Here is a 19,713-nt window from a genome sequence, read left to right on the forward strand (position 1 = left end):
AGTGACTGAAATAATCATCAAATCCTCCTCTTATCTTCCAGATTAAGTAATCTGTAGGATTTGGCACCTTTTCAAAAAATGAAAGGTTGCCGGGCATCAAAGGGCCTAGTCCCTCCGCCGCTCTTGATAAGAGTCTTTATAAATTTGGCTTGCTAGAAATTATAGCGGGGGAGAAATTAGTTGTCAATCCATTTTCAAAAGATTTTGAAACGTAAAAAATTGGATTATAAAGTTAAAAAGGCAGCTCCTGCCCAGCGAATAAGGTGGGCTTGTCGAGGCAAAGTAAGAGGACCAACACTATAATTTTCAGGAGTGAAAGACAAGTGTACGATACAATTATTGCAGGAGCGGGCATCGCAGGTCTACAGGCCGCCATTCAATTAGGACGATACAATCGAAAAGTGCTGGCGATCGATTCGAACGATGGCAGGTCAACTCTATGCAGAAACTATCACAACATTTTAGGTTTCCCTGATGGAATCAGCGGTATGGAGTTGAGACAACTGGGACGTGCCCAGGCTGAACAATTTGGGGTGAAATTCTGTCTTGAAACGGTTGAATCGGTCCATCAAAATGGAAGGCATTTCTTAGTAAAAACGAACCTATGTTCCTACGAAGCAAAAACCGTTGTTCTTGCCACAGGAATCAAGGATAACCTTCCTGACTTTGAGGGATTGCGTGATTGTTTAGGTATATCGGTTTATGTATGTCCGGATTGTGATGGTTTTGAAATTACGAAGAAAAAAACCATCGTAATTGGATCGGGAGAAACAGGGGCAAGAATGGCTTGCACATTAAAGTATTGGAGCAACGACATCGTATTGATCAACCACGGACGAAAAGTCATTCCTCATGAGCTTGAGAAGGAATTAAAAGAGAAGAATATTCAACTTTATGAAACAAAAATAAATACGCTTATCCAAGAAAATGGGTATGTTCATAAAGTAGAGACGATGGAGGGGACAGTGATAACAGGGGAGCGGGCTTTTGTCGCAATGGGAGGAAACGAAGTTCGTTCAGACCTCGCGAAACAGATTGGAGCAGAGGTGAAAGAAAATCAGCACATTTTCGCGGATTCCAGAACGAAAATGACAACCGTAGAAAACGTTTGGGCCATCGGTGATATCGGCGAGCACTCTGAATTAGTAACCGCGGCCATGGGGGAAGGATCCATTGCTGCGATATGGGTTCATAAAAAACTTTTACAATAGTCAGTGAGAATCGTGGAGAAGTTTGATCAGCTTCAGGTAAAGGCTTGGAATACAGATTATACGATTGCAGACAAGGTGATATCCGCCATCAGATGCAGGTACGGATGTAAGATTTCAAGCGACATTTTATGATTAAAAAGGAAAAATTTAAAAGTTACTGGGTTTCATCTGGCGAAATCAACCTTCTTAAACAGCTGAAAGTTTTTGGAGAATAAGATTACCAGCCTGTTGTTCAACCTTTCTTTATGTTTATATTTTTCAAAAAAAGGAACATACCTTTTTATAGGATGAAAAGGAAGGAGTTTTTTCAAGTGGAAAAACAAGTGGAACAGCTGACCAAATGGCTTCAAAGTAAAGTCAAGGAAGCAGGTGCTGACGGTGCACTCGTCGGAGTAAGCGGCGGGATTGATTCAGCAGTCGTTTCCTTTCTCATTAAACGCGCTTTCCCTGAACAGTCCTTAGGAGTTCTGATGCCGATTAATAAAAAAGTAGAGGATCAGAGCGATGCGCTTGCTGTCGTCGAAAAAGCAGGATTAGATTATATTGGAATAGAATTAACAAAGCCTTATAAAGAAACGTTTTCAGCTGTGAAAGACAGCCTTGTAGAAAAAGGAGATTGGAACGATTCAAAATCACAGCTCGGCGGTGCTAATCTTCAGGCGAGACTGCGGATGAGCACTCTCTACACAGTGGCAAACAACTACAATTATTTAGTCATCGGTACTGATAACGCTGCAGAAGATTACACTGGCTATTTTACGAAATATGGAGATGGAGGCGTTGACTTAGTCCCACTGATTCATATGCGTAAAGAACAAGTCAGGCAGATGGGGGAAGCCCTTGGGATACCTGATTCCGTCCTTCATAAACAGCCTAGTGCAGAGCTTTGGGAAGGGCAGTCTGATGAAGAAGAGCTGGGTCTAAGCTATGATACCATTGATGCTTTCTTAAAAGGAGAGCAGGTGGATACAGAAGACGAAAAGAAATTAAAAGAGCTCCATAGCAAAACAGAACATAAACGCCAGGTTCCAGCGGGTCCGGATCTATAAGGAAGGTGAAGATCGTGCCACAGGATACAGCGCTTCTCATAATCGATATGGTGAACAAAATGAATTTTGAAGGCGGAGAAAATCTCTTTGACAACACGCTTAAAATTACAGAAAACCTCCAAAATTTAAAGGCAGAAGCTAAACAGCTCGGTGCGCCTGTCATCTATGTAAATGATAACTTCGGCCTCTGGCAGGATAATGTAGAGGAACTTATTGAAGAGTGTAAAAAAGGGCGGGGGGAGCCGGTCATAAAAAAAATCCTCCCTGAAGACGATGATTATTTTATTATTAAGCCTAAGCATTCTGGATTTTATGGTACTCAATTGGGAATTCTCTTAAAGCAGCTGGAGGTGTCAAATCTAATCGTAACAGGAATCGCTGGAGACATCTGTGTGTTGTTTACCGCGAATGACGCGTATATGCGGGAATTCAGCTTATGGGTCCCAAGTGATTGTGTTGCCTCAGAAACGACCGATGGCAACGAAAATGCGTTGAATATTATGAAGCGCTCTTTGTTCGCTAATATTTCTAAACAACAGCACACGACGATTCAGCAGGCGTTTGACCATTGACTTATGAATAAATATTCATTATGATGATAATGTAATTATTCTGTTCTGCCAAATTTCTTCACATGAGGAGAATGAATTATGAGTGTGGTTGTTCTTAACTAACCCCGTTAATTTTATACGGTCCTGAACATTGGATGGTTTTTGACATGCGTCGTGCAAGTCAATTTTGTGCTGTCTATATTCAGGAACAGTTAAGAACAAGCATAATCATAGCATTGGAAACGAGGATAAATCAGGCTATGGCTGCTCAGTCATAGCCTTTTTTTATGCTCCGAGCTGGTGGAACAGAACGTCTCTGGCAGGAAAACCAGAGATACCCATTCAACAACCACAGCCGCGAAAAGCTATTCAGCTTGTCGCGGCTTTTTTTGCGTCTTTAATCATAAACTTACGTGATGTCTGAAAAGGCATTTCATAAACAGGAGGAAAATCAGTGAACGAAAACACGTATCAAACTTTAAACTTTTATGAAATTTTAACTGAAACAGCGACTTATGCGTTAACTAAAGAAGGAAAGGAAGCAATTGAGAGACTTACTCCTTCTACGGATAAAAAATTGATTCTACGCCGGCATAAAGAAGTAGATGAAGCAAAAGCCATTTTAAATGTGAGTGCAAATCTGCCCATTCACAGTTTAGAAGACGTCACTCTCATGCTCAACCAAGGAAAGAAAGGGATGTACATTCGAGCCCGGGACTTTTCTGTGCTCCTTACTTTTCTTGACCATTGCACGAAACTCAAACGGTTTATGAATGACAAACATGACCTGGCTCCAACGATCAGTTTATATGCATCTTCAATCTCCGATTTGAGTCCATTGTATGAGGAAGTAACCGATAAAATCCGTCACGGTCAAGTAGATGATTATGCTACCAAAGCTTTAGGGAAAATTAGAAAGCAAATCAATATTCAGCAAACTAAACAAAAAGAACGATTGGAAGCTTCAGCAAGAAAGTATCAAAGCTATATGCAGGAAAATCGTCCGGTTGAAAAAAACGCACGCTACACCTTACCAATCAAAAGAGAACATCGAAAGAAGCTTAAAGGAACGATTATCGACCAGTCTTCTTCCGGAGCTACTTTATTTATTGAGCCGGCAGAATTGGGTGCACTGCAGGAAGAGCTGCAGCTGCTCCGGTTAAGTGAAGAACAGGAAGTGGAACAAATTCTCTATAGACTGACCAGTTTTCTTCTTGACTATGAGCAGGAGCTCAATGTAGCGATGGAAACGATGCTGCATTATGATATTATCTTTGCAAAGGCTAAATACAGCCGGATTCTCAAAGCAAATCCACCATCCCTAAGTGATGGAACCGGATTGAAACTTTGGAATGCCCGCCACCCGTTATTAAGAGAACAAGCCGTGCCGCTGCAGTTGCACATGAACGAAAAAGATCAAGGATTATTGATCACGGGGCCAAACACAGGTGGAAAGACAGTAACTTTAAAAACAGTCGGGCTCTTCTGCTTGATGTCGCAGTCAGGCCTGCATATTCCTGTTGATCAAGGTTCGACGCTTCCTGTATTTCAACAGATGTTTGTAGACATCGGCGACCGCCAAAGCATAGAGGAGAACTTAAGCACCTTCAGTTCAAGGCTTGTCAATTTAATTGATATTCTTCGTAAAACAAACGACCGTACCTTACTATTACTGGATGAGATCGGATCAGGCACAGATCCAGGAGAAGGAATGGGGCTTGCCACTGCTATTCTGGATCAATTAGCAGAAAAAGGGGCTGTCATATTAGCCACCACGCATTACAGCGAAATGAAAAAATATGCGGAAGAGAAGCCGGGATTCATGAACGGAGCGATGGAATTTAATATAGAAACGCTGAAGCCTACTTACAGACTCATGCAAAATACATCTGGTAAAAGTCAGGCGTTTGCCATCGCCCACAAACTTGGATTACATCCCGATATTTTAGAGAAAGCTTATGAAATTACGTATAAAGGGAAAACAGAATTTCCAGTAGATCGTGAGGAATTAAAGCAAGAGAAATACCGTAAACAAACGGCAATAAACCGCTACCGCAAACAAAAACCAAAAGATAACCGACTTACAGACGCATCGTTTAAAATGGGAGATAATGTTATCGTCCAATCTACAGGAGAGACGGCTATCGTTTATAAAGGTCCAGATGCAAAAGGGAATTATGTCGTTCAAATTAAAGGAGAGAAGGTTACCTATAATCATAAACGATTGAAGCTTCATATCAGGGCTGAAGAACTATACCCTGAAGATTATGATTTTGACATCGTATTCAAATCCAAAGAATACCGGAAGATCAAAAACCAGCTTGACCGCAAACATGTGGAAGGACTTTGGCTGGAGGAAGAAGAATAAGCGTTTACCAAAGATGCCTTGAGGTTAAAGAGTCCTAAAAGGATAATAAAGGAGCGTCTATGATGTCGGATCAGGAAATGAATCGCATAATAACTGTTCTGCATGAATGTATGGAAGCGTGCAACCAATGCTGCAGCGCATGTTTACTTGAAAAAGATGCCGCAATGTTAAAGGAATGTATCCGCTTGGACCGAGAATGTGCGGGTATGTGCTCCTATTTTGAACAGGCGCTTTCCCGCCGCACGCCATTTTCTTCTGAACTCGCTCATTTATGTATTCAAATGTGCGAGGTATGTGGAGAGGAATGTAACAAGCACGAGCATGAACATTGTCAAAAGTGTGCGGAGTTGTGCTTCAAATGTGCAGAAGAATGTGCAAAAATTGCAGCGTAACAGCAGAGAAAAAATGATACTAAAGGAACTTCCCTGTTTTTTTGAAGTTCCTTTAGTTTTTTTATGACGCAACGGTTTTTACTGTTCATACAGTAAACGATATGATTAAATAGCAGTAGCTAGAGGGGGTGGATGATGAATGGGGAGAAAAGAAGGATTTCCTCTCAAGGGTGAAAGGGTTTACCTTTGTCCATTTGAGGTGCACGATGCCTCTTCCAGGCTGGAACTGCAAAGAGACAACCGTGAGTTTTTTGAAACCTACTCCATGATGCGCAGCGAAGATTATTATACATATGAGAAACAGCGCGAATTAATTAACCAATTTGCTGAAGAAATGAAAAGGGATAACGAGTATCATTTTGGAATATTTACTTCCATCGATGAGAAGCTGGTCGGGACAATTAACTTGTTCCAAGTTATTCGAGGTTCTCTGCAAAGTGCCTTTATCGGATACTTTATTTCAAAGAAACACAATGGATTAGGCTATGCGACAGAGGCTGTAAAGCTTATTGTAGATTACTCGTTTAACCAGCTCGAATTACATCGCATTGAAGCGGGAGTGATTCCGCAGAATACTGCATCGATTCGAGTATTGGAAAAAGCAGGATTTCATAAAGAAGGCATTTCAAGAAAAAATGTAAAAATCAATGGACGGTGGGAAGACCACCAGGTCCTCGCCCTCATTAACCCTGATGACTAAGGTCATCCGTAACGATTAAAAAAGAGAGAATCGTGTTAATTTTCACATTGTCTATTGACAATCCATCAAAATCCGCCTAATATTTATATCAATCATTATTTTAAAATCTCAAATACTTGATATTCTTATCATGAGAGGTGGAGGGACTGGCCTTTTGAAGCCTCGGCAACGGGTCTGCAGCTAATAGCAGATACTGTGCCAATTCCAGCAAGTGGAAGCACTTGGAAGATAAGAAGAAGTCAATAATTACGTATACAATGACCTCTCTTCTTATCCTAGTGTTAAGCAGAGAGGTTTTTCATATGAAATCCGAATGGTTTTAGATTTGGAAGGAGGATATAATGGCTAACAGTAAGTTATCGTATGAGCAGTTTACTGGAGATCCTTTCGAAGACTGGAAGCCCGCAGATCACACAAAAGGTGCAGAAGAAGTATTACGGTGGGCTTATGACACCTATGGAGATTCGATGGTTTATGCTTGCAGCTTTGGAGCTGAAGGAATTGTTCTCATCGATTTAATCTCCAAGGTCAAGCAAGACGCGGATATTGTTTTCCTGGATACCGGGGTGCACTTTCCGGAAACGTATGATTTAATTGATAAGGTGAAGGCACGCTATCCACAATTAAACATACACATGAAACAGCCGGAGTTGACTTTAGATGAGCAGGCGGAAAAGCATGGCTCGGCGCTTTGGAAGAAACAGCCGGATATGTGCTGCTATATTAGAAAAATCAAGCCGCTTGAAGATGCTCTCAGCGGAGCAGAAGCTTGGATCTCCGGATTGAGGAGAGAGCAGTCAGTAAGCAGAAGCAAAACGAACTTTGTTAACAAGGATGAACGTTTTCAATCCATTAAAGTATGCCCCCTTATTTACTGGACATGGGATGACGTATGGGATTATATCCGAGTAAACGACTTGGACTACAATGTCTTGCATGACCAAGGGTACCCAAGCATTGGATGCATGCCTTGTACTTTTGCTGTCGGTGAAGGGGAAGATGACCGTTCCGGCAGATGGAAAGGCACAAGTAAAACCGAATGCGGACTTCATACAGCTGCTAACCAGTAAACCAGCTGTCGTAAATGAAAGAACAATAGAATAAATTCAAATAGCAATCTTTTTGAGAGGTGGAGAAATTTGTTTCAGGTCGAGAACAGCCCGTTTAATCAAGAGCAAACAGAATTATTAAATCGTCTCCTGCCCACGTTAACAGAAACACAAAAAACGTGGCTCAGCGGCTATTTAGCAGCCGGGCAGTCTGCAGCGCCGGTCCAAGAGGCACCGCAAAATGCACAGGCTGCAGATGCTCCCAAAAGCAGTCCAACACGTGAAATCACAATACTTGTCGGTTCCCATACAGGGAACTGCCAGGCTTTGGCAGAAGAATTTTCCCAAAAGCTGGAACAGAAAAACTTCAAGGTAAGTGTTTCATCAATGGACGATTTCAAACCTAAAGCCTTAAAAAAAGTAGAAGATTTATTGATTTTAACAAGCACGCATGGAGATGGAGACCCACCGGACAATGCCATTGGTTTTTATGATTTTCTACACAGCAAGCGTGCACCAAAATTAGATGATGTTAGATTTTCGGTACTTGCTTTAGGGGACAGTTCTTATGAATTTTACTGCCAGACTGGCAAGGACTTCGATAAAAGACTGGAAGAACTTGGAGCGGCTAGAATCCATCCTCGGGTGGACTGCGACCTGGATTTTGAAGAACCGGCAAACGAATGGTTTGAAGGGGTGCTTAATGAGCTGAATGAAGGGCAGTCAGACGAAGCAGCGCCGGCCCAGGCAGCACAACCCGACAACCCGGTGGCTGCTGAGCAAGAGGTCTATTCAAGAACCAATCCATTCAGAGCAGAAATTCTTGAAAATCTCAATCTAAATGGAAGGGGCTCCAACAAAGAAACCCGTCATTTGGAGCTCGACTTAGAGGGATCCAACCTTGTCTTTGAACCAGGAGACAGCATTGGAATTTTCCCAGAAAACGATCCTGTACTTGTAGATGAACTGATTAAGGAAATGGCTTGGAATGGAGACGAAAAGATTTCCATCAACAAACAAGGGGAGCAGCGTCCTTTAAAAGACGTCCTGACCACCATGTATGAAATCACCAGCCTGACGAAGCCTTTGCTTGAAAAAATAGGCGGACTGACGGGCAGTGATGAATTACAAGAACTTGCAGCTGATCGTGAACGAGTCAAAGAATATATTCATGGACGCGACTTAATTGACTTGGTCAGGGAGTTTGGACCTTGGAAAGTTCCCGCTCAGGAGTTTATTAATGTGCTTAGAAAAATTCCGGTCCGCTTATATTCCATCGCCAGCAGCTCAAAAGCAAATCCGGATGAAGTTCATTTAACCGTCGGAGCCTTAAGGTATGAATCCAATGGACGAGGACGCAAAGGAGTGTGCTCCGGACAATGCGCTGAAAGAACACAGGCGGGGGATACGCTTCCCATTTTCGTGCAGCGGAACCAGAATTTCAGACTTCCAGAAAATGATGAAGCACCCGTGATTATGATCGGAGCAGGTACAGGAGTAGCACCATACCGGGCTTTCCTAGAAGAAAGAGAAGAAAGTGGTTCTAAAGGGCAGACGTGGCTTTTCTTTGGAGAACAGCATTTTGTCAGCGATTTTCTCTATCAAATTGAATGGCAGAGATGGTTGAAGGATGGAATCTTGACGAAAATGGATGTAGCTTTTTCACGGGATACTGAAGAAAAAATTTATGTCCAGCATCGGATGATGGAACAAAGCGAAGAGCTTTATAAATGGCTTGAAGCAGGAGCACATGTATATGTTTGCGGCGATGAGAAGTATATGGCTAAAGATGTCCAGGATACGCTGATTCAAATAATAAAAAAAGAAGGCAATATGAGCGGGGAAGAAGCAGAAGCCTATCTCAATGACCTGCGATCAGAGAAGCGTTACCAGCGCGATGTCTATTAATCTAATAAGACTAAGAAAGGAGTACAATCATGACTAAAGATAGATTTCCCGAACAGCACGGACCTCCAAGTGACATGGAAAAAATTAAAGAAGACAGTAATTTTCTGAGAGGAAAGCTTGTGGAGCATTTTGCCGATCGCATCACGGCAGGAATTCCTGATGAAGAAACGAAAATATTAAAGTTCCACGGAAGCTATATGCAGGACGACCGGGATGTAAGGAATGAGCGGAAGCATCAGAAGCTGGAACCCGCTTATCAATTTATGATTCGTGTCCGGGCTCCAGGCGGTGTTGCGACTCCAGAACAGTGGCTCGCCATGGATGATATTGCACAGAAGTATGGAAACGGGACGATGAAGCTCACGACACGGCAGGCTTTTCAAATGCATGGCATTTTGAAGTGGAATATGAAAAACACGATTCAAGAAATTGACAATGTTCTGATGGATTCGATTTCTGCCTGTGGCGACGTAAACCGCAATGTGATGTGTAACGCAAATCCTTATCAATCCAATGTACACTCTGAGGTTTTTGAATGGTCAAAAAAAATCAGCGACCATTTAACTCCAAGAACGAGAGCCTATCATGAAATTTGGCTGGATGAGGAAAAAGTAGTCGACAGCCGTACGCCTGATGAAATCGAGCCTCTCTATGGACCGTTTTATTTGCCTCGTAAATTTAAAATTGGCGTGGCAGTGCCGCCTTCCAATGACGTCGATGTATTTACGCAGGACATTGGGTTTATTGCGATTTTGGAAGATGAAAAACTCATAGGATTTAATGTATCAGTCGGCGGAGGAATGGGAATGACCCATGGCGACACAGCTACGTACCCTCAGTTGGGAAGAGTGATTGGCTTTTGTCCAGCTGACAAAGTAGTGGATGTGGCAGAGAAGCTCTTGACGATTCAGCGTGATTATGGAAATCGCTCTGAACGTAAAAATGCCCGGTTTAAATATACGATAGACCGTAAAGGACTGGACTGGCTGAAAAATGAACTTCATCAACGATTAGGCTGGTCTCTGGAAGAAAAACGCTCCTACCATTTTGACCATAATGGCGATCGCTATGGATGGGTTAAAGGAGACGGAAAGTGGCATTTAACTTTGTTTATCCAAAATGGAAGAATTAAAGATTCGGAAGATTATCAATTGATGACAGGATTACGCGAGATTGCTGACATCCATACTGGTGATTTTCGACTTACTCCAAATCAAAATCTTGTTATTTCGAATGTCACAGATCATATGAAGCCAAAGATCACTGCGCTTGTTGAAAAGCATGGGTTGACGGATGGCAGACAAAACTCGGCATTACGCAGAAATTCAATGGCTTGTGTAGCCTTTCCTACCTGCGGGCTAGCCATGGCAGAGTCGGAACGATATCTTCCTTCCCTCATTGATAAACTGGAAGAAATTGTGGACGAAGCAGGCTTGCGGGAAGAAGAGATTGTCATTCGGATGTCAGGCTGCCCAAATGGCTGCTCACGACCTGCATTAGGAGAAATCGGATTTATCGGCAAAGCCCCTGGAAAATACAATATGTATTTAGGAGCCGGATTTACCGGGGACCGCTTAAACAAGCTTTATAAAGAAAACATTGGTGAAGAAGAGATTATCGACACATTGAAACCTATGTTTTTCCAATTTGCAAAAGAGCGGGAAGACAATGAGCATTTCGGAGACTTTGTGATAAGACAAGGGTATGTGAAAGAAGTCACCAATGGACTTGAATTTCATAAGTAGTCAATCTAGGCTTAAGCTTTCCAGCGTGTAGAAGAACCGATTGGTTCATTCTACACGCTTTTTCGTCTTTCCTGGAGCGGCGCATGAGCTTGTGATATTAATTTCCAATATACACCATGTTTATGAAGTTATGGTGCGGGGAAACTTTCCCACCTAGGAGGCGCCTATGAAAAAGATAGTAATTTTGCTTATGATTTTCCTGCTTTTTTGTGCGGCAGGCAGTTATATAGTGATAAACCAAGTAGTTTCAAAGAAAACTGAAAGACTGGTCGCTTTAGGAGATTCTCTTACCTATGGCGTTGGGGAGGAATCAGGCAAAGGATATACGGACAATCTCCAGAGACTATTCGATAAGCATGTATCTCATCCAGTGACAGTAAATAATTACGGAGTGCCTGGCCAGCAGTCAGATGGACTTTTGTATCAGGTAAACCATGTGAAAGAAGTAAGCAGCAACATTTCCAAAGCGGACTATATTATTGTTTTTATCGGAACGAATGATGTAATCAAAAGTAATGGTGGAGATTTGTACCCGCTTTATAAAGACCGAATCCAACAGGGTAAAGAGGATTATAAGAAGAATATTACTTTGATTTTGAAGAAAGTAAGAAAACAGAATCCAGATGCTCCTGTGCTTTTCCTCGGTCTGTATAATCCATATCCGTCCTCCGAGAAATTGGAGAAGGTGATTAAGGACTGGAATTCTTCAAGCAAGGAAATATTAAAACCTTATTCTCATGTGACCTTCATTCCTACAGAGGGCCTGTTTAAAGAAAAATCCAGAAAATATTTCAGCGATGCTTTACATCCCAATAAACAAGGATATGACCTAATTACAAAAAGAATTATAAAAGAGTATAACTTCTAAGCAGGAGGCAAGTGTCACTGAATAGCATCCCAAGACGAACAAAGATAAATAGAAAAATTCCGAAGATATTCCTCGTCCTTGGCACTGTCCAATGTAAGGACAGGAATCAAAGGTGTTTATCTACGATAAAAAATCCGAATGAAGGTGAAATTTTTTCCTGTAGTTTCACATTCATTCGGATTTTATTATGACAAACACTCCCTCCTTTATTTTTCCTTCAGTATGACAATAAGAGACTCCAATATAACGAAAGATGTAATGATAAGTGAGCAGAGTTTATCCGCACTCTTGGAACATTTAATAAAGAAACCACTTGATTAGTAATATTATTAATAGTAATATTATTACTATGAAAACCTCAACTCGAAAATCACCATTAGCATTAGCCGTTTTATCTTTATTAATTGAAGAATCGATGCACCCCTACCGCATGCAGCAAATCATGAAAGAAAGAGAGATGCATGCCGTGATCAACATTAAACACCGCACGAGTATATACCAAACGATTGACCGTTTAAAAAGAGATGAAGCTATTGTAATCAAAGAAAAGAAGCAGGAGGAAGGCAAACCTGAGCTGACTGTTTACCAAATTACGGAGAAAGGAAGATCCCTGGCACATTCCTGGATTAAAGAAATGATGGCGCTTCCTAGGGAAGAATTTCCGGAATTTCCAGCTGCCCTCGCTTTTATTATGCTGTTAACACCTGAACAAGCAGCAGATTTATTAGACGAGCGGAAAAGTGTGTTAGAGCAGGAACTAGAAAAGATAAAGCAACGGATTCTGAAAGCAGAACAACTCGGAGTTCCCCGTGTATCCTTACTGGAGACAGAATTTCAGCAGGTCACATTAAAAGCAGAAATCGATTGGGTCGCTTCAATTGTCTTCGAATTAAGGAAAGGATCACTTTACTGGAGCGAGGAATGGCTTAGAAAAATCCTTGAACAAATGCAAAGCCATACGGATAACAACAAACATAAAGGAGTGTAACTCGTGAAGGAAACTACGATGCAAGTTCTTATCATTGGAGCGGGTACAGGAGGACTTGCTCTCGCTCACGCTTTAAAGAAGTCTGGCGTGGCTGTCTCTGTCTATGAACGGGACAGAACGCGAATGGATGGTTTACAAGGATACCGGGTTGGAATTAGTCCTGACGGCAGCAGGGCCCTTCAGAAATGTCTGCCGCAGGATCTGTATGACACGTTTATAGCTACATGTGTGCGGACACCAGAACACTTCAATATGGTCACCGAAAAATGGTCGGAAGTGTTGTCCATCCCTGTGCACGTAGACGAGGATAATCCTGCAAACAGCGAGCGTTCGGTCAGCCGAATGTCCCTGCGCCAAGTTCTGTTGACAGGTTTAGAGGAGTATGTTCATTTCGACAAGAAATTTACCCATTATCGTCGTGGAAAAGATGGGGAAATCATCGCTTATTTTGAAGATGGCACATCAGCTGTAGGAACGGTGCTCGTTGGAGCGGACGGTTCAAATTCCCGAGTACGTAAGCAGCTTCTTCCACACGCACAGCTAAGAGATACAGGAATTATTTCCATTGGAGGAAAGGTGCCATTAACCGAACATACTAGAAAACTTCTTCCTGAAAAATTTATTCGCGGCATCACAGCGATCAATGCCCGAAAGGATTCTTTGGTATCCTTCATGTGATGGAATTTAATTGGGATGAAACTGGAGTTAAGGAAGGAATAGGCGGAAATGATGCCGAACTTTTATCAAAATGGCCAGGGCTTTTATACGACAATACTAGAGATTATATCATGTGGGGATTTGCCGCTTCCCAGAAACACTATCCAGAAAATGTAAGGGATTTGCAAGGCAGTCCCTTAAAAAAAATCGTCCAAAGCCATACAGAAAATTGGCATTCAAATTTCCAAACACTTCTAGAAGAAACGGATGCATCAACCGTATTCTCAATCAACATCCGCACTTCTGAACGAGTAAGTCCGTGGGATAGCAGCAATGTTACGCTTATCGGGGACGCAATCCATACGATGACACCTGGAAGAGGTGTCGGAGCAAATACAGCGTTGAGGGATGCAGCATTATTAAGTGAGCAATTATTAGCAGCTGTTCAAAGGAAAAAACCTTTATCAGCAGCTATTGGTGAATATGAAAGCAAAATGAGGGACTATGGATTTGAAGCCGTAGAGGAATCAAGGAAACAACAGGATGATTCAAACATGATGCATAAACCAATCATCGGAAGAGCGGCATTATTTTTTATGCGGTCGACTATGCGCTTCATCAACCATACGCCTCCGCTTAAGCGTTACATGACGAACAAGCAGAACAGCTTCCGTGGAGCTGATCGAAAAGACGAGTAAGAAGAGAGGAGCTTTTAATGAAAAAATGGGATAGAGAATGGGCGTACACTCCTCGCGGACGATTTGAGATTTTTATTAAAGGGGATGGTCCGCCGCTTTGTATCACTCATAACTATTCACAGTTTACTGACTCAGGCGACTATTATGCGAATTTGTTCACATTGAAACACAAGGTATTTCTTATTAATTTAAAAGAAGCGGGAAATTCGGATCGTGCAGAAGAAGCTCACGAATTGAGTTTGATCGATACAGTGCTTGATTTAGAATCCATCCGCACAGCCCTTAACATTTCCAAATGGTCGTTTGCCGGCCACTCCACAGGAGGGATGATCGGTCTGATTTACGGCATTCATTTTTCTTCCTCGCTTGATTCACTTATCATAACAGGAGCGGCAGCCAGGACTTATATGGACTCGAAAGACTGTATTTACAACGAGGCTCATCCTGAGTATGAACGGATGCAGGAAATTATGGAACAATTAAAATTGAAAAATTTGAAGGAAGGGGAACGAAAAAAGCTTACAAAAGAACGCACGAAATTTTCACTATATCACCCGGAAAAATATGAGTCGTATTTTTCACCTGCTATCGAAAAAAAGATCTCTTCGAGAAGGCTTGATTTTTTCGGCAGGGAAGCGCTTATCTTTGATGTTACTAAGCAGCTTTCTTCTATTTCAATCCCAACTCTCATCCTGTGCGGAAGACATGATAAGCAATGTCCGCTCAGTTTTTCTCAAGAAATGGTGAAGCTGATTCCTAAAGCCAATCTTGTAGTTTTTGAACAAAGCAGTCACTATCCCTTTTTAGAAGAACAAGAGAAATTCCTGGAAACTATTGGTTTTCATGACCACAGGCGATAAAATCAAATAGAGGAGGGGAAGAGGATGCTGAAGGTCTTCATGATCATGTCCACGATTTTACTAGAGATTATTGCTGTAGCCATCATTATTAAAAAAAGACAACAGATGCAAGAAAATAAAGGTTGGAAAAGTTTTGTGACGCCTGTCTGCTTTCTTTTAGCCCCTGTTGTTGCCTTAATCGCGTATTTGTTTAATGCAGCAGGAACGGTATCCTGGGCTTGTTTACTCGGATTATTTATCACCGCTGCATACTTTACTAAACATTTGCCTTCTCAAAAGAACCATGTCCATATGTAATCATCTGTGTTATAGTTAAATTAACATAAAATGGAAAAGAGGGTGCGAGTGCCATTAGTTTTGTCACGATGCTGTTGATTATCGTTTCTATCGGATGTTTTCTATACTTTTGGGGAAAGTCAGGACTCGAAATGGAGAAAGAAGAGGAAGATAAAGAAGAGAAGTAAAGGATCCCATTTGAAATAAAAAGTAGACAATACACTGGACGAACTACATAAGATCATGTAAAGTGATAAACAAATCGAATATACATATGCACTAGGGGTGCCTTTGTCTTAAAGGCTGAGATCAAAGTATAACTTTGGGACTCTTTGAACCTGAACTGGCTTTAGAACCAGCGGAGGAAAGTGACGAGAGTCAATCGATGGTACTATGATTATCAATAATTACCTTGATGGATAAAGCCGCTTTCTTCTAAAGAAAGCGGCTTTTTTATATGAAAATAGGAGGAACTAACTGATGCAGATTACTGCCGTAACCAATGGCGTTCTCTCTTATCAACGCTTACTAGCTATCCTGCCGGAAATTGAGGATGCATTAAAATATATAGTGATTCGGGAAAAGCAAGTAACAAAAGTTGAATACCTTCAGCTTATGGAGAACTTAATTGAAAAGGGAGTACCTAAACATAAATTGATCGTCCATCAGCATGTGGACCTTGCCATAAAATTGGAAATCCCCACTCTTCATTTACCAGAAATTGGTCCGTCTGTAAAAAACATTAAGTTCATGTATCCTCATTTAAAAGTAGGGGTATCTGTGCATTCACTTGCATCAGCCCAAGAGAAAGAAAAAGAGGGAGCAGACTATTTAATGTACGGCCACGTTTTTCAAACGGCAAGTAAAACTAATTTAGCTCCTAAAGGATTAGCGTCGTTAAGACAACTCACCGATTCTATTTCTGTCCCTGTGATTGCTATCGGGGGAATTACTCCATCATCTTTAGGACAACTTGGAAAAGCGGGTGCCCAAGGAGCTGCAGTAATGTCGGGGATCTTCGACCATCCTGATCCCCGATCGTCAGCAGAACAATACCAAAGGGAGGGAGAATTGTATGGGCAATCATTATGACGCAGCAGTTATTGGTGGAGGAATTATCGGACATTCGGCTTCTTACCAACTGAATAAACATGGGGTTCATACCGTGGTTTTTGAAAAAGGGAGAAGCGGGAGGGAAGCGACCCGGGCTGCTGCTGGAATGCTGGGCGTACACACGGAGCATGGGGTAAAGGATGCTTATTATGACTTTTGTGTCCGTAGTAGAGATTTATATAATAGTCTTGAAAAAGAGTTAAAAGACTTAACAGCAATCGACATCGGTCTCTCTAAAAAAGGGATGTACCACTTAGCTTTAAATGAGCAGGAAAAACACGCTCATCTCTGTAAACAGTCTGCCTTCCCGGCATTGAAATGGTTTAATGAGCACGAATTGAGAGAAAGACTCCCCCATTCCTCATCACAATTAGCAGGAGCCCTCTATTCAGAAAAGGATGGGCACGTGGAGCCGGCACATGTTTGTGAAGCTTTTAAAAGAGGAGCGTTGAGTTATGGAGGAGCATTGTTTGAAGAGACAGACATTTCAGCTATAGGTTCACAGGATGGTAAATATAAACTGAAAAGCACTCGCGGGGAGTGTACTGCTGAAAAAATTATAATAGCTTCGGGAGTTGGAAGCTCTAAATGGTTTGACGAAACTGGACTTGTAAATCCAATCGTTCCTACTAAAGGAGAGTGCTTTACTGTTTATCCAAAAAAAACGCTGATAACAGAAACGATCTTCCACAAAAGCTGTTACGTGGTTCCAAAAGGAGATGGACGTCTTATCATCGGAGCAACCTCGCTATCAAATAACGACAGCTCAGGGACAACCATTGGAGGACTCGCTGAATTAATTGATCGTTTAAGAGAAATCCTTCCGGGCATCCATGAAGAAAATTTAGCAGACTATTGGGCGGGGTGAGGCCAGGTACCATTGATCATAAACCTGTCATCGGGGAACATCCGGAACTTAAAGGATTTTACTTCGCCACTGGTCACTATCGTAACGGCATTTTACTCGCTCCTGCCACAGGAGAGTTATTGACAAAATTAATAATGAATCAGACGGGGGCCTCCGGTGAACATCATTTCTTTTCCCCCGCTAGATTCCAACCACAAGGAGGGACGATCCATGAGTATTCAAGTTAATGGCAAAGTGATCGAATTGGAAGATGGAGCATTCAGCATTGATGAGCTGCTAGAGAAATTCCAGTTGCAGAAAAAGATTTCGGTTGTCGAACATAACAAGACGATTGTAAAAAAAGAAGACTATTCACGAATTCAATTAACGGAAGGCGATCAGCTGGAAATCGTCCATTTTGTAGGAGGAGGATAAACATGTTAAAAATTGGAGACCACTCATTCGATTCTCGTTTAATGCTGGGGACAGGTAAGTATCCGAATTTTGAGATGCAGAAACGAGCCGTCATGAAATCTGAAACTGAAATTCTTACATTTGCAGTAAGGCGTATGAACATTTTTTTCCCCGAAGAACCAAACTTACTGGAAGAGCTCGATTTAGAGCAGTATTCTTTACTTCCAAATACGGCGGGTGCTGAGACTGCCGAAGAGGCTGTTAGAATTGCCCGTTTGGCGCAAGCGTCAGGGTTGTGTGACATGATTAAAGTGGAAGTAATAGGCGATGATAAAACTCTACTGCCAGATCCCTTTGAAACGATGAAAGCCTCTGTGCAGTTGTTGGAAGAAGGGTTCACAGTTCTTAGCTATACTTCAGACGATGTTGTACTAGCTAAGCGTCTGCAAGAAGCTGGTGTGCATGCCGTCATGCCAGGAGCTTCTCCGATCGGTTCAGGGAAAGGGATTATCAATCCGTACAATTTGCAATGTATTATCGAACAAGCAGCAGTGCCTGTGATCGTAGATGCGGGAATAGGATCGCCAAAAGATGCATCCTATGCGATGGAACTTGGTGCGGATGGAATCCTGCTGAATACTGCTGTGTCAGGAGCTGAAGATCCTGTCAAGATGGCGGAAGCTATGAAACTAGCGATTAAGGCAGGAAGGCTGGGATATGAAGCCGGCCGGATTCCTGAAAAGACTTACGCATCTAAAAGCAGCCCGGAAGCAGGGATGATTCAGTGACTGTAGAACGTTATTCCCGTCAGGAACGATTTCATCCCATCGGGAAAGCCGGACAATCGCTGTTAGCTCGCTCCCACGTGCTCATCATAGGCGGAGGAGCACTAGGAAGTGCTAATGCAGAAATGCTAACGAGAGCAGGAGTTGGCCGCCTCACAATCATAGACCGGGATTATGTTGAATGGAGTAATCTTGGCAGACAGCAGCTTTACACGGAGACAGATGTTCAGGGTTTCCTTCCAAAAGCGAAGGCCGCTGAAAAAAAATTACAAAAGATCAATTCCACTCTTTCCATACTAGGGGTGGCGGAGGAATTTTCCAGTGAAAATGCAGAGCGATGGCTTCAGGATGTTGATATCATCATCGATGGAACCGACAACTTTGAAACCCGATTCATCCTAAATGATGCAGCTGCAAAACAAGAAATCCCTTGGATCTACGGGGGGTGCGTAAAGAGTCATGGTCTCTGCCTGCCAATACTTCCTGGAAAGACTCCATGTCTGCAATGTTTAATCAATCAAATCCCACAGGATGGTGAAACCTGTGACACAGCAGGGATCATTGCACCAGCTGTCCAGATGGTGGCTGCCCACCAAACAACGAACTGTTTGAAGTTTCTTACTGGAAATCAAATGTCTAAAAAGCTTTTTTTCTTCGATATATGGAATGAGGAACATTCATTTATGGATGTCTCTAGCCTATTGGATTTTCGGTGTCCTACTTGTTCCGAGCATGCGACCTATCCTTATTTAACAAAAAGAAAAGGGGTAAGGACAGCAGTTCTCTGTGGAAGAGACACTGTTCAAATTCGTCCAGAGGAAAAAAACAGCATCTCGCTTTCCGTTCTCTATCAAAGGCTTGAACCAGTAACAGATAAACTGATCCACAACGGGGAGCTGTTGATGTTTTATGCAGAAAACACTAGATTTGTTGTATTTAAAGACGGAAGGACTTTAATCCATGGCACAAATGACATAAAGCAAGCGAAAAAATTATATCAGCAATTCATTGGTGCTTGAGTGCCTGGCAGTTTACGCCAGGTACTCTTTTCTTTTATTATTAACAAATACTTTCCATAGTTCAATACAATGACCACGCTAAGAACTTTCTTAAAATGTTATTGTTTTACCTGAAGATGGGGTTAATAAAACTAAGAAAAGGTAATTGTATGACTAAGACCCGCTAATCATGATTTTGAAAGAAAGAGGATAAGGTTCTGGTCAGCCACATAAAC

19 protein-coding genes, 1 pseudogene and 3 riboswitches are annotated in these 19,713 nt (G+C 42.0%); all 20 genes and pseudogenes read left to right on the top strand.

The genetic code is table 11. The features are described from left to right. Window positions 1-27: 27 nt before the first annotated feature. Window positions 28-133: riboswitch (SAM riboswitch) on the bottom strand. 190 nt (window positions 134-323) lie between these two features. The 20 genes and pseudogenes from MUN89_RS12685 (at window position 324) to MUN89_RS12780 (ending at window position 19,498) form a co-directional block, all read left to right on the top strand. Further along, window positions 324-1,211: an NAD(P)/FAD-dependent oxidoreductase gene (locus MUN89_RS12685; protein ID WP_244708180.1), complete on the top strand. Its 888-nt coding sequence runs from the start codon at window positions 324-326 to the stop codon at window positions 1,209-1,211. A 311-nt stretch (window positions 1,212-1,522) separates the two neighbouring features. Continuing rightward, window positions 1,523-2,260: an NAD(+) synthase gene (nadE, locus tag MUN89_RS12690; protein ID WP_244708181.1), complete on the top strand. Its 738-nt coding sequence runs from the start codon at window positions 1,523-1,525 to the stop codon at window positions 2,258-2,260. A 14-nt stretch (window positions 2,261-2,274) separates the two neighbouring features. Then, window positions 2,275-2,832, top strand: a complete 558-nt coding sequence (locus MUN89_RS12695; RefSeq protein ID WP_396265992.1) for a cysteine hydrolase family protein — start codon at window positions 2,275-2,277, stop codon at window positions 2,830-2,832. Window positions 2,833-3,265: 433 nt separating this feature from the next. Further along, window positions 3,266-5,179 carry an endonuclease MutS2 gene (locus MUN89_RS12700; protein WP_244708182.1) on the top strand — a complete coding sequence of 638 codons (1,914 nt, stop codon included), beginning with the start codon at window positions 3,266-3,268 and terminating at the stop codon, window positions 5,177-5,179. A gap of 62 nt (window positions 5,180-5,241) precedes the next feature. Then, window positions 5,242-5,571: a four-helix bundle copper-binding protein gene (locus MUN89_RS12705; protein ID WP_244713772.1), complete on the top strand. Its 330-nt coding sequence runs from the start codon at window positions 5,242-5,244 to the stop codon at window positions 5,569-5,571. 139 nt (window positions 5,572-5,710) lie between these two features. Next, entirely contained in the window at window positions 5,711-6,271 is a 561-nt protein-coding gene (locus MUN89_RS12710; protein WP_244708183.1) for a GNAT family N-acetyltransferase, read from the top strand. Between the two features lie 122 nt (window positions 6,272-6,393). Then, window positions 6,394-6,506, top strand: a riboswitch (SAM riboswitch). Window positions 6,507-6,612: 106 nt separating this feature from the next. After that, entirely contained in the window at window positions 6,613-7,341 is a 729-nt protein-coding gene (locus MUN89_RS12715; protein ID WP_244708184.1) for a phosphoadenylyl-sulfate reductase, read from the top strand. 69 nt (window positions 7,342-7,410) lie between these two features. Continuing rightward, window positions 7,411-9,228 carry an assimilatory sulfite reductase (NADPH) flavoprotein subunit gene (locus MUN89_RS12720; RefSeq protein ID WP_244708185.1) on the top strand — a complete coding sequence of 606 codons (1,818 nt, stop codon included), beginning with the start codon at window positions 7,411-7,413 and terminating at the stop codon, window positions 9,226-9,228. Between the two features lie 29 nt (window positions 9,229-9,257). Then, window positions 9,258-10,973, top strand: coding sequence for an assimilatory sulfite reductase (NADPH) hemoprotein subunit (gene cysI / locus MUN89_RS12725; protein ID WP_244708186.1), 1,716 nt, complete (start codon window positions 9,258-9,260; stop codon window positions 10,971-10,973). A gap of 166 nt (window positions 10,974-11,139) precedes the next feature. Then, window positions 11,140-11,841 (top strand): DUF459 domain-containing protein, encoded by a 702-nt coding sequence (locus tag MUN89_RS12730; protein WP_244708187.1) that lies wholly within the window; start codon window positions 11,140-11,142, stop codon window positions 11,839-11,841. Window positions 11,842-12,190: 349 nt separating this feature from the next. Continuing rightward, complete coding sequence (locus MUN89_RS12735) at window positions 12,191-12,829, top strand: PadR family transcriptional regulator (protein WP_244708188.1); 639 nt, start codon at window positions 12,191-12,193, stop codon at window positions 12,827-12,829. 3 nt (window positions 12,830-12,832) lie between these two features. Then, window positions 12,833-13,507, top strand: coding sequence for an FAD-dependent oxidoreductase (locus MUN89_RS12740; RefSeq protein WP_244708189.1), 675 nt, complete (start codon window positions 12,833-12,835; stop codon window positions 13,505-13,507). Continuing rightward, window positions 13,507-14,184: an FAD-dependent oxidoreductase gene (locus tag MUN89_RS12745; protein ID WP_244713774.1), complete on the top strand. Its 678-nt coding sequence runs from the start codon at window positions 13,507-13,509 to the stop codon at window positions 14,182-14,184. Before MUN89_RS12740 ends, MUN89_RS12745 begins: the two co-directional genes overlap by 1 nt. A gap of 17 nt (window positions 14,185-14,201) precedes the next feature. Then, window positions 14,202-15,044, top strand: a complete 843-nt coding sequence (locus MUN89_RS12750) for an alpha/beta fold hydrolase (protein WP_244708190.1) — start codon at window positions 14,202-14,204, stop codon at window positions 15,042-15,044. Window positions 15,045-15,068: 24 nt separating this feature from the next. Then, entirely contained in the window at window positions 15,069-15,341 is a 273-nt protein-coding gene (locus MUN89_RS12755) for a hypothetical protein (protein ID WP_244708191.1), read from the top strand. Between the two features lie 250 nt (window positions 15,342-15,591). Next, window positions 15,592-15,704, top strand: a riboswitch (TPP riboswitch). A gap of 96 nt (window positions 15,705-15,800) precedes the next feature. Continuing rightward, window positions 15,801-16,412 carry a thiamine phosphate synthase gene (locus MUN89_RS12760; RefSeq protein WP_244708192.1) on the top strand — a complete coding sequence of 204 codons (612 nt, stop codon included), beginning with the start codon at window positions 15,801-15,803 and terminating at the stop codon, window positions 16,410-16,412. Continuing rightward, window positions 16,396-17,528: pseudogene (gene thiO, locus MUN89_RS12765) on the top strand (glycine oxidase ThiO). Before MUN89_RS12760 ends, thiO begins: the two are co-directional and overlap by 17 nt. After that, window positions 17,512-17,715, top strand: a complete 204-nt coding sequence (thiS, locus tag MUN89_RS12770) for a sulfur carrier protein ThiS (RefSeq protein WP_244708194.1) — start codon at window positions 17,512-17,514, stop codon at window positions 17,713-17,715. Before thiO ends, thiS begins: the two are co-directional and overlap by 17 nt. 2 nt (window positions 17,716-17,717) lie before the next feature. Further along, window positions 17,718-18,482 (top strand): thiazole synthase, encoded by a 765-nt coding sequence (locus MUN89_RS12775; RefSeq protein ID WP_244708195.1) that lies wholly within the window; start codon window positions 17,718-17,720, stop codon window positions 18,480-18,482. Beyond that, window positions 18,479-19,498: a ThiF family adenylyltransferase gene (locus MUN89_RS12780; protein WP_244708196.1), complete on the top strand. Its 1,020-nt coding sequence runs from the start codon at window positions 18,479-18,481 to the stop codon at window positions 19,496-19,498. The genes MUN89_RS12775 and MUN89_RS12780 overlap by 4 nt, the downstream gene beginning before the upstream one ends. Window positions 19,499-19,713 lie beyond the last annotated feature (215 nt).

This window comes from Halobacillus salinarum (assembly GCF_022919095.1).
Lineage (GTDB): Bacteria > Bacillota > Bacilli > Bacillales > Halobacillaceae > Halobacillus_B > Halobacillus_B salinarum.

Bases quoted from the DNA above. Each gene is read 5' to 3' on its own strand.
- thiS (WP_244708194.1), top strand. From the start codon at position 17,512: ATGAGTATTCAAGTTAATGGCAAAGTGATCGAATTGGAAGATGGAGCA.
- MUN89_RS12755 (WP_244708191.1), top strand. From the start codon at position 15,069: ATGCTGAAGGTCTTCATGATCATGTCCACGATTTTACTAGAGATTATT.
- MUN89_RS12745 (WP_244713774.1), top strand. From the start codon at position 13,507: ATGGAATTTAATTGGGATGAAACTGGAGTTAAGGAAGGAATAGGCGGA.
- MUN89_RS12715 (WP_244708184.1), top strand. From the start codon at position 6,613: ATGGCTAACAGTAAGTTATCGTATGAGCAGTTTACTGGAGATCCTTTC.
- MUN89_RS12775 (WP_244708195.1), top strand. From the start codon at position 17,718: ATGTTAAAAATTGGAGACCACTCATTCGATTCTCGTTTAATGCTGGGG.
- MUN89_RS12760 (WP_244708192.1), top strand. From the start codon at position 15,801: ATGCAGATTACTGCCGTAACCAATGGCGTTCTCTCTTATCAACGCTTA.
- cysI (WP_244708186.1), top strand. From the start codon at position 9,258: ATGACTAAAGATAGATTTCCCGAACAGCACGGACCTCCAAGTGACATG.
- MUN89_RS12705 (WP_244713772.1), top strand. From the start codon at position 5,242: ATGTCGGATCAGGAAATGAATCGCATAATAACTGTTCTGCATGAATGT.
- MUN89_RS12735 (WP_244708188.1), top strand. From the start codon at position 12,191: ATGAAAACCTCAACTCGAAAATCACCATTAGCATTAGCCGTTTTATCT.
- MUN89_RS12730 (WP_244708187.1), top strand. From the start codon at position 11,140: ATGAAAAAGATAGTAATTTTGCTTATGATTTTCCTGCTTTTTTGTGCG.
- MUN89_RS12710 (WP_244708183.1), top strand. From the start codon at position 5,711: ATGGGGAGAAAAGAAGGATTTCCTCTCAAGGGTGAAAGGGTTTACCTT.
- MUN89_RS12750 (WP_244708190.1), top strand. From the start codon at position 14,202: ATGAAAAAATGGGATAGAGAATGGGCGTACACTCCTCGCGGACGATTT.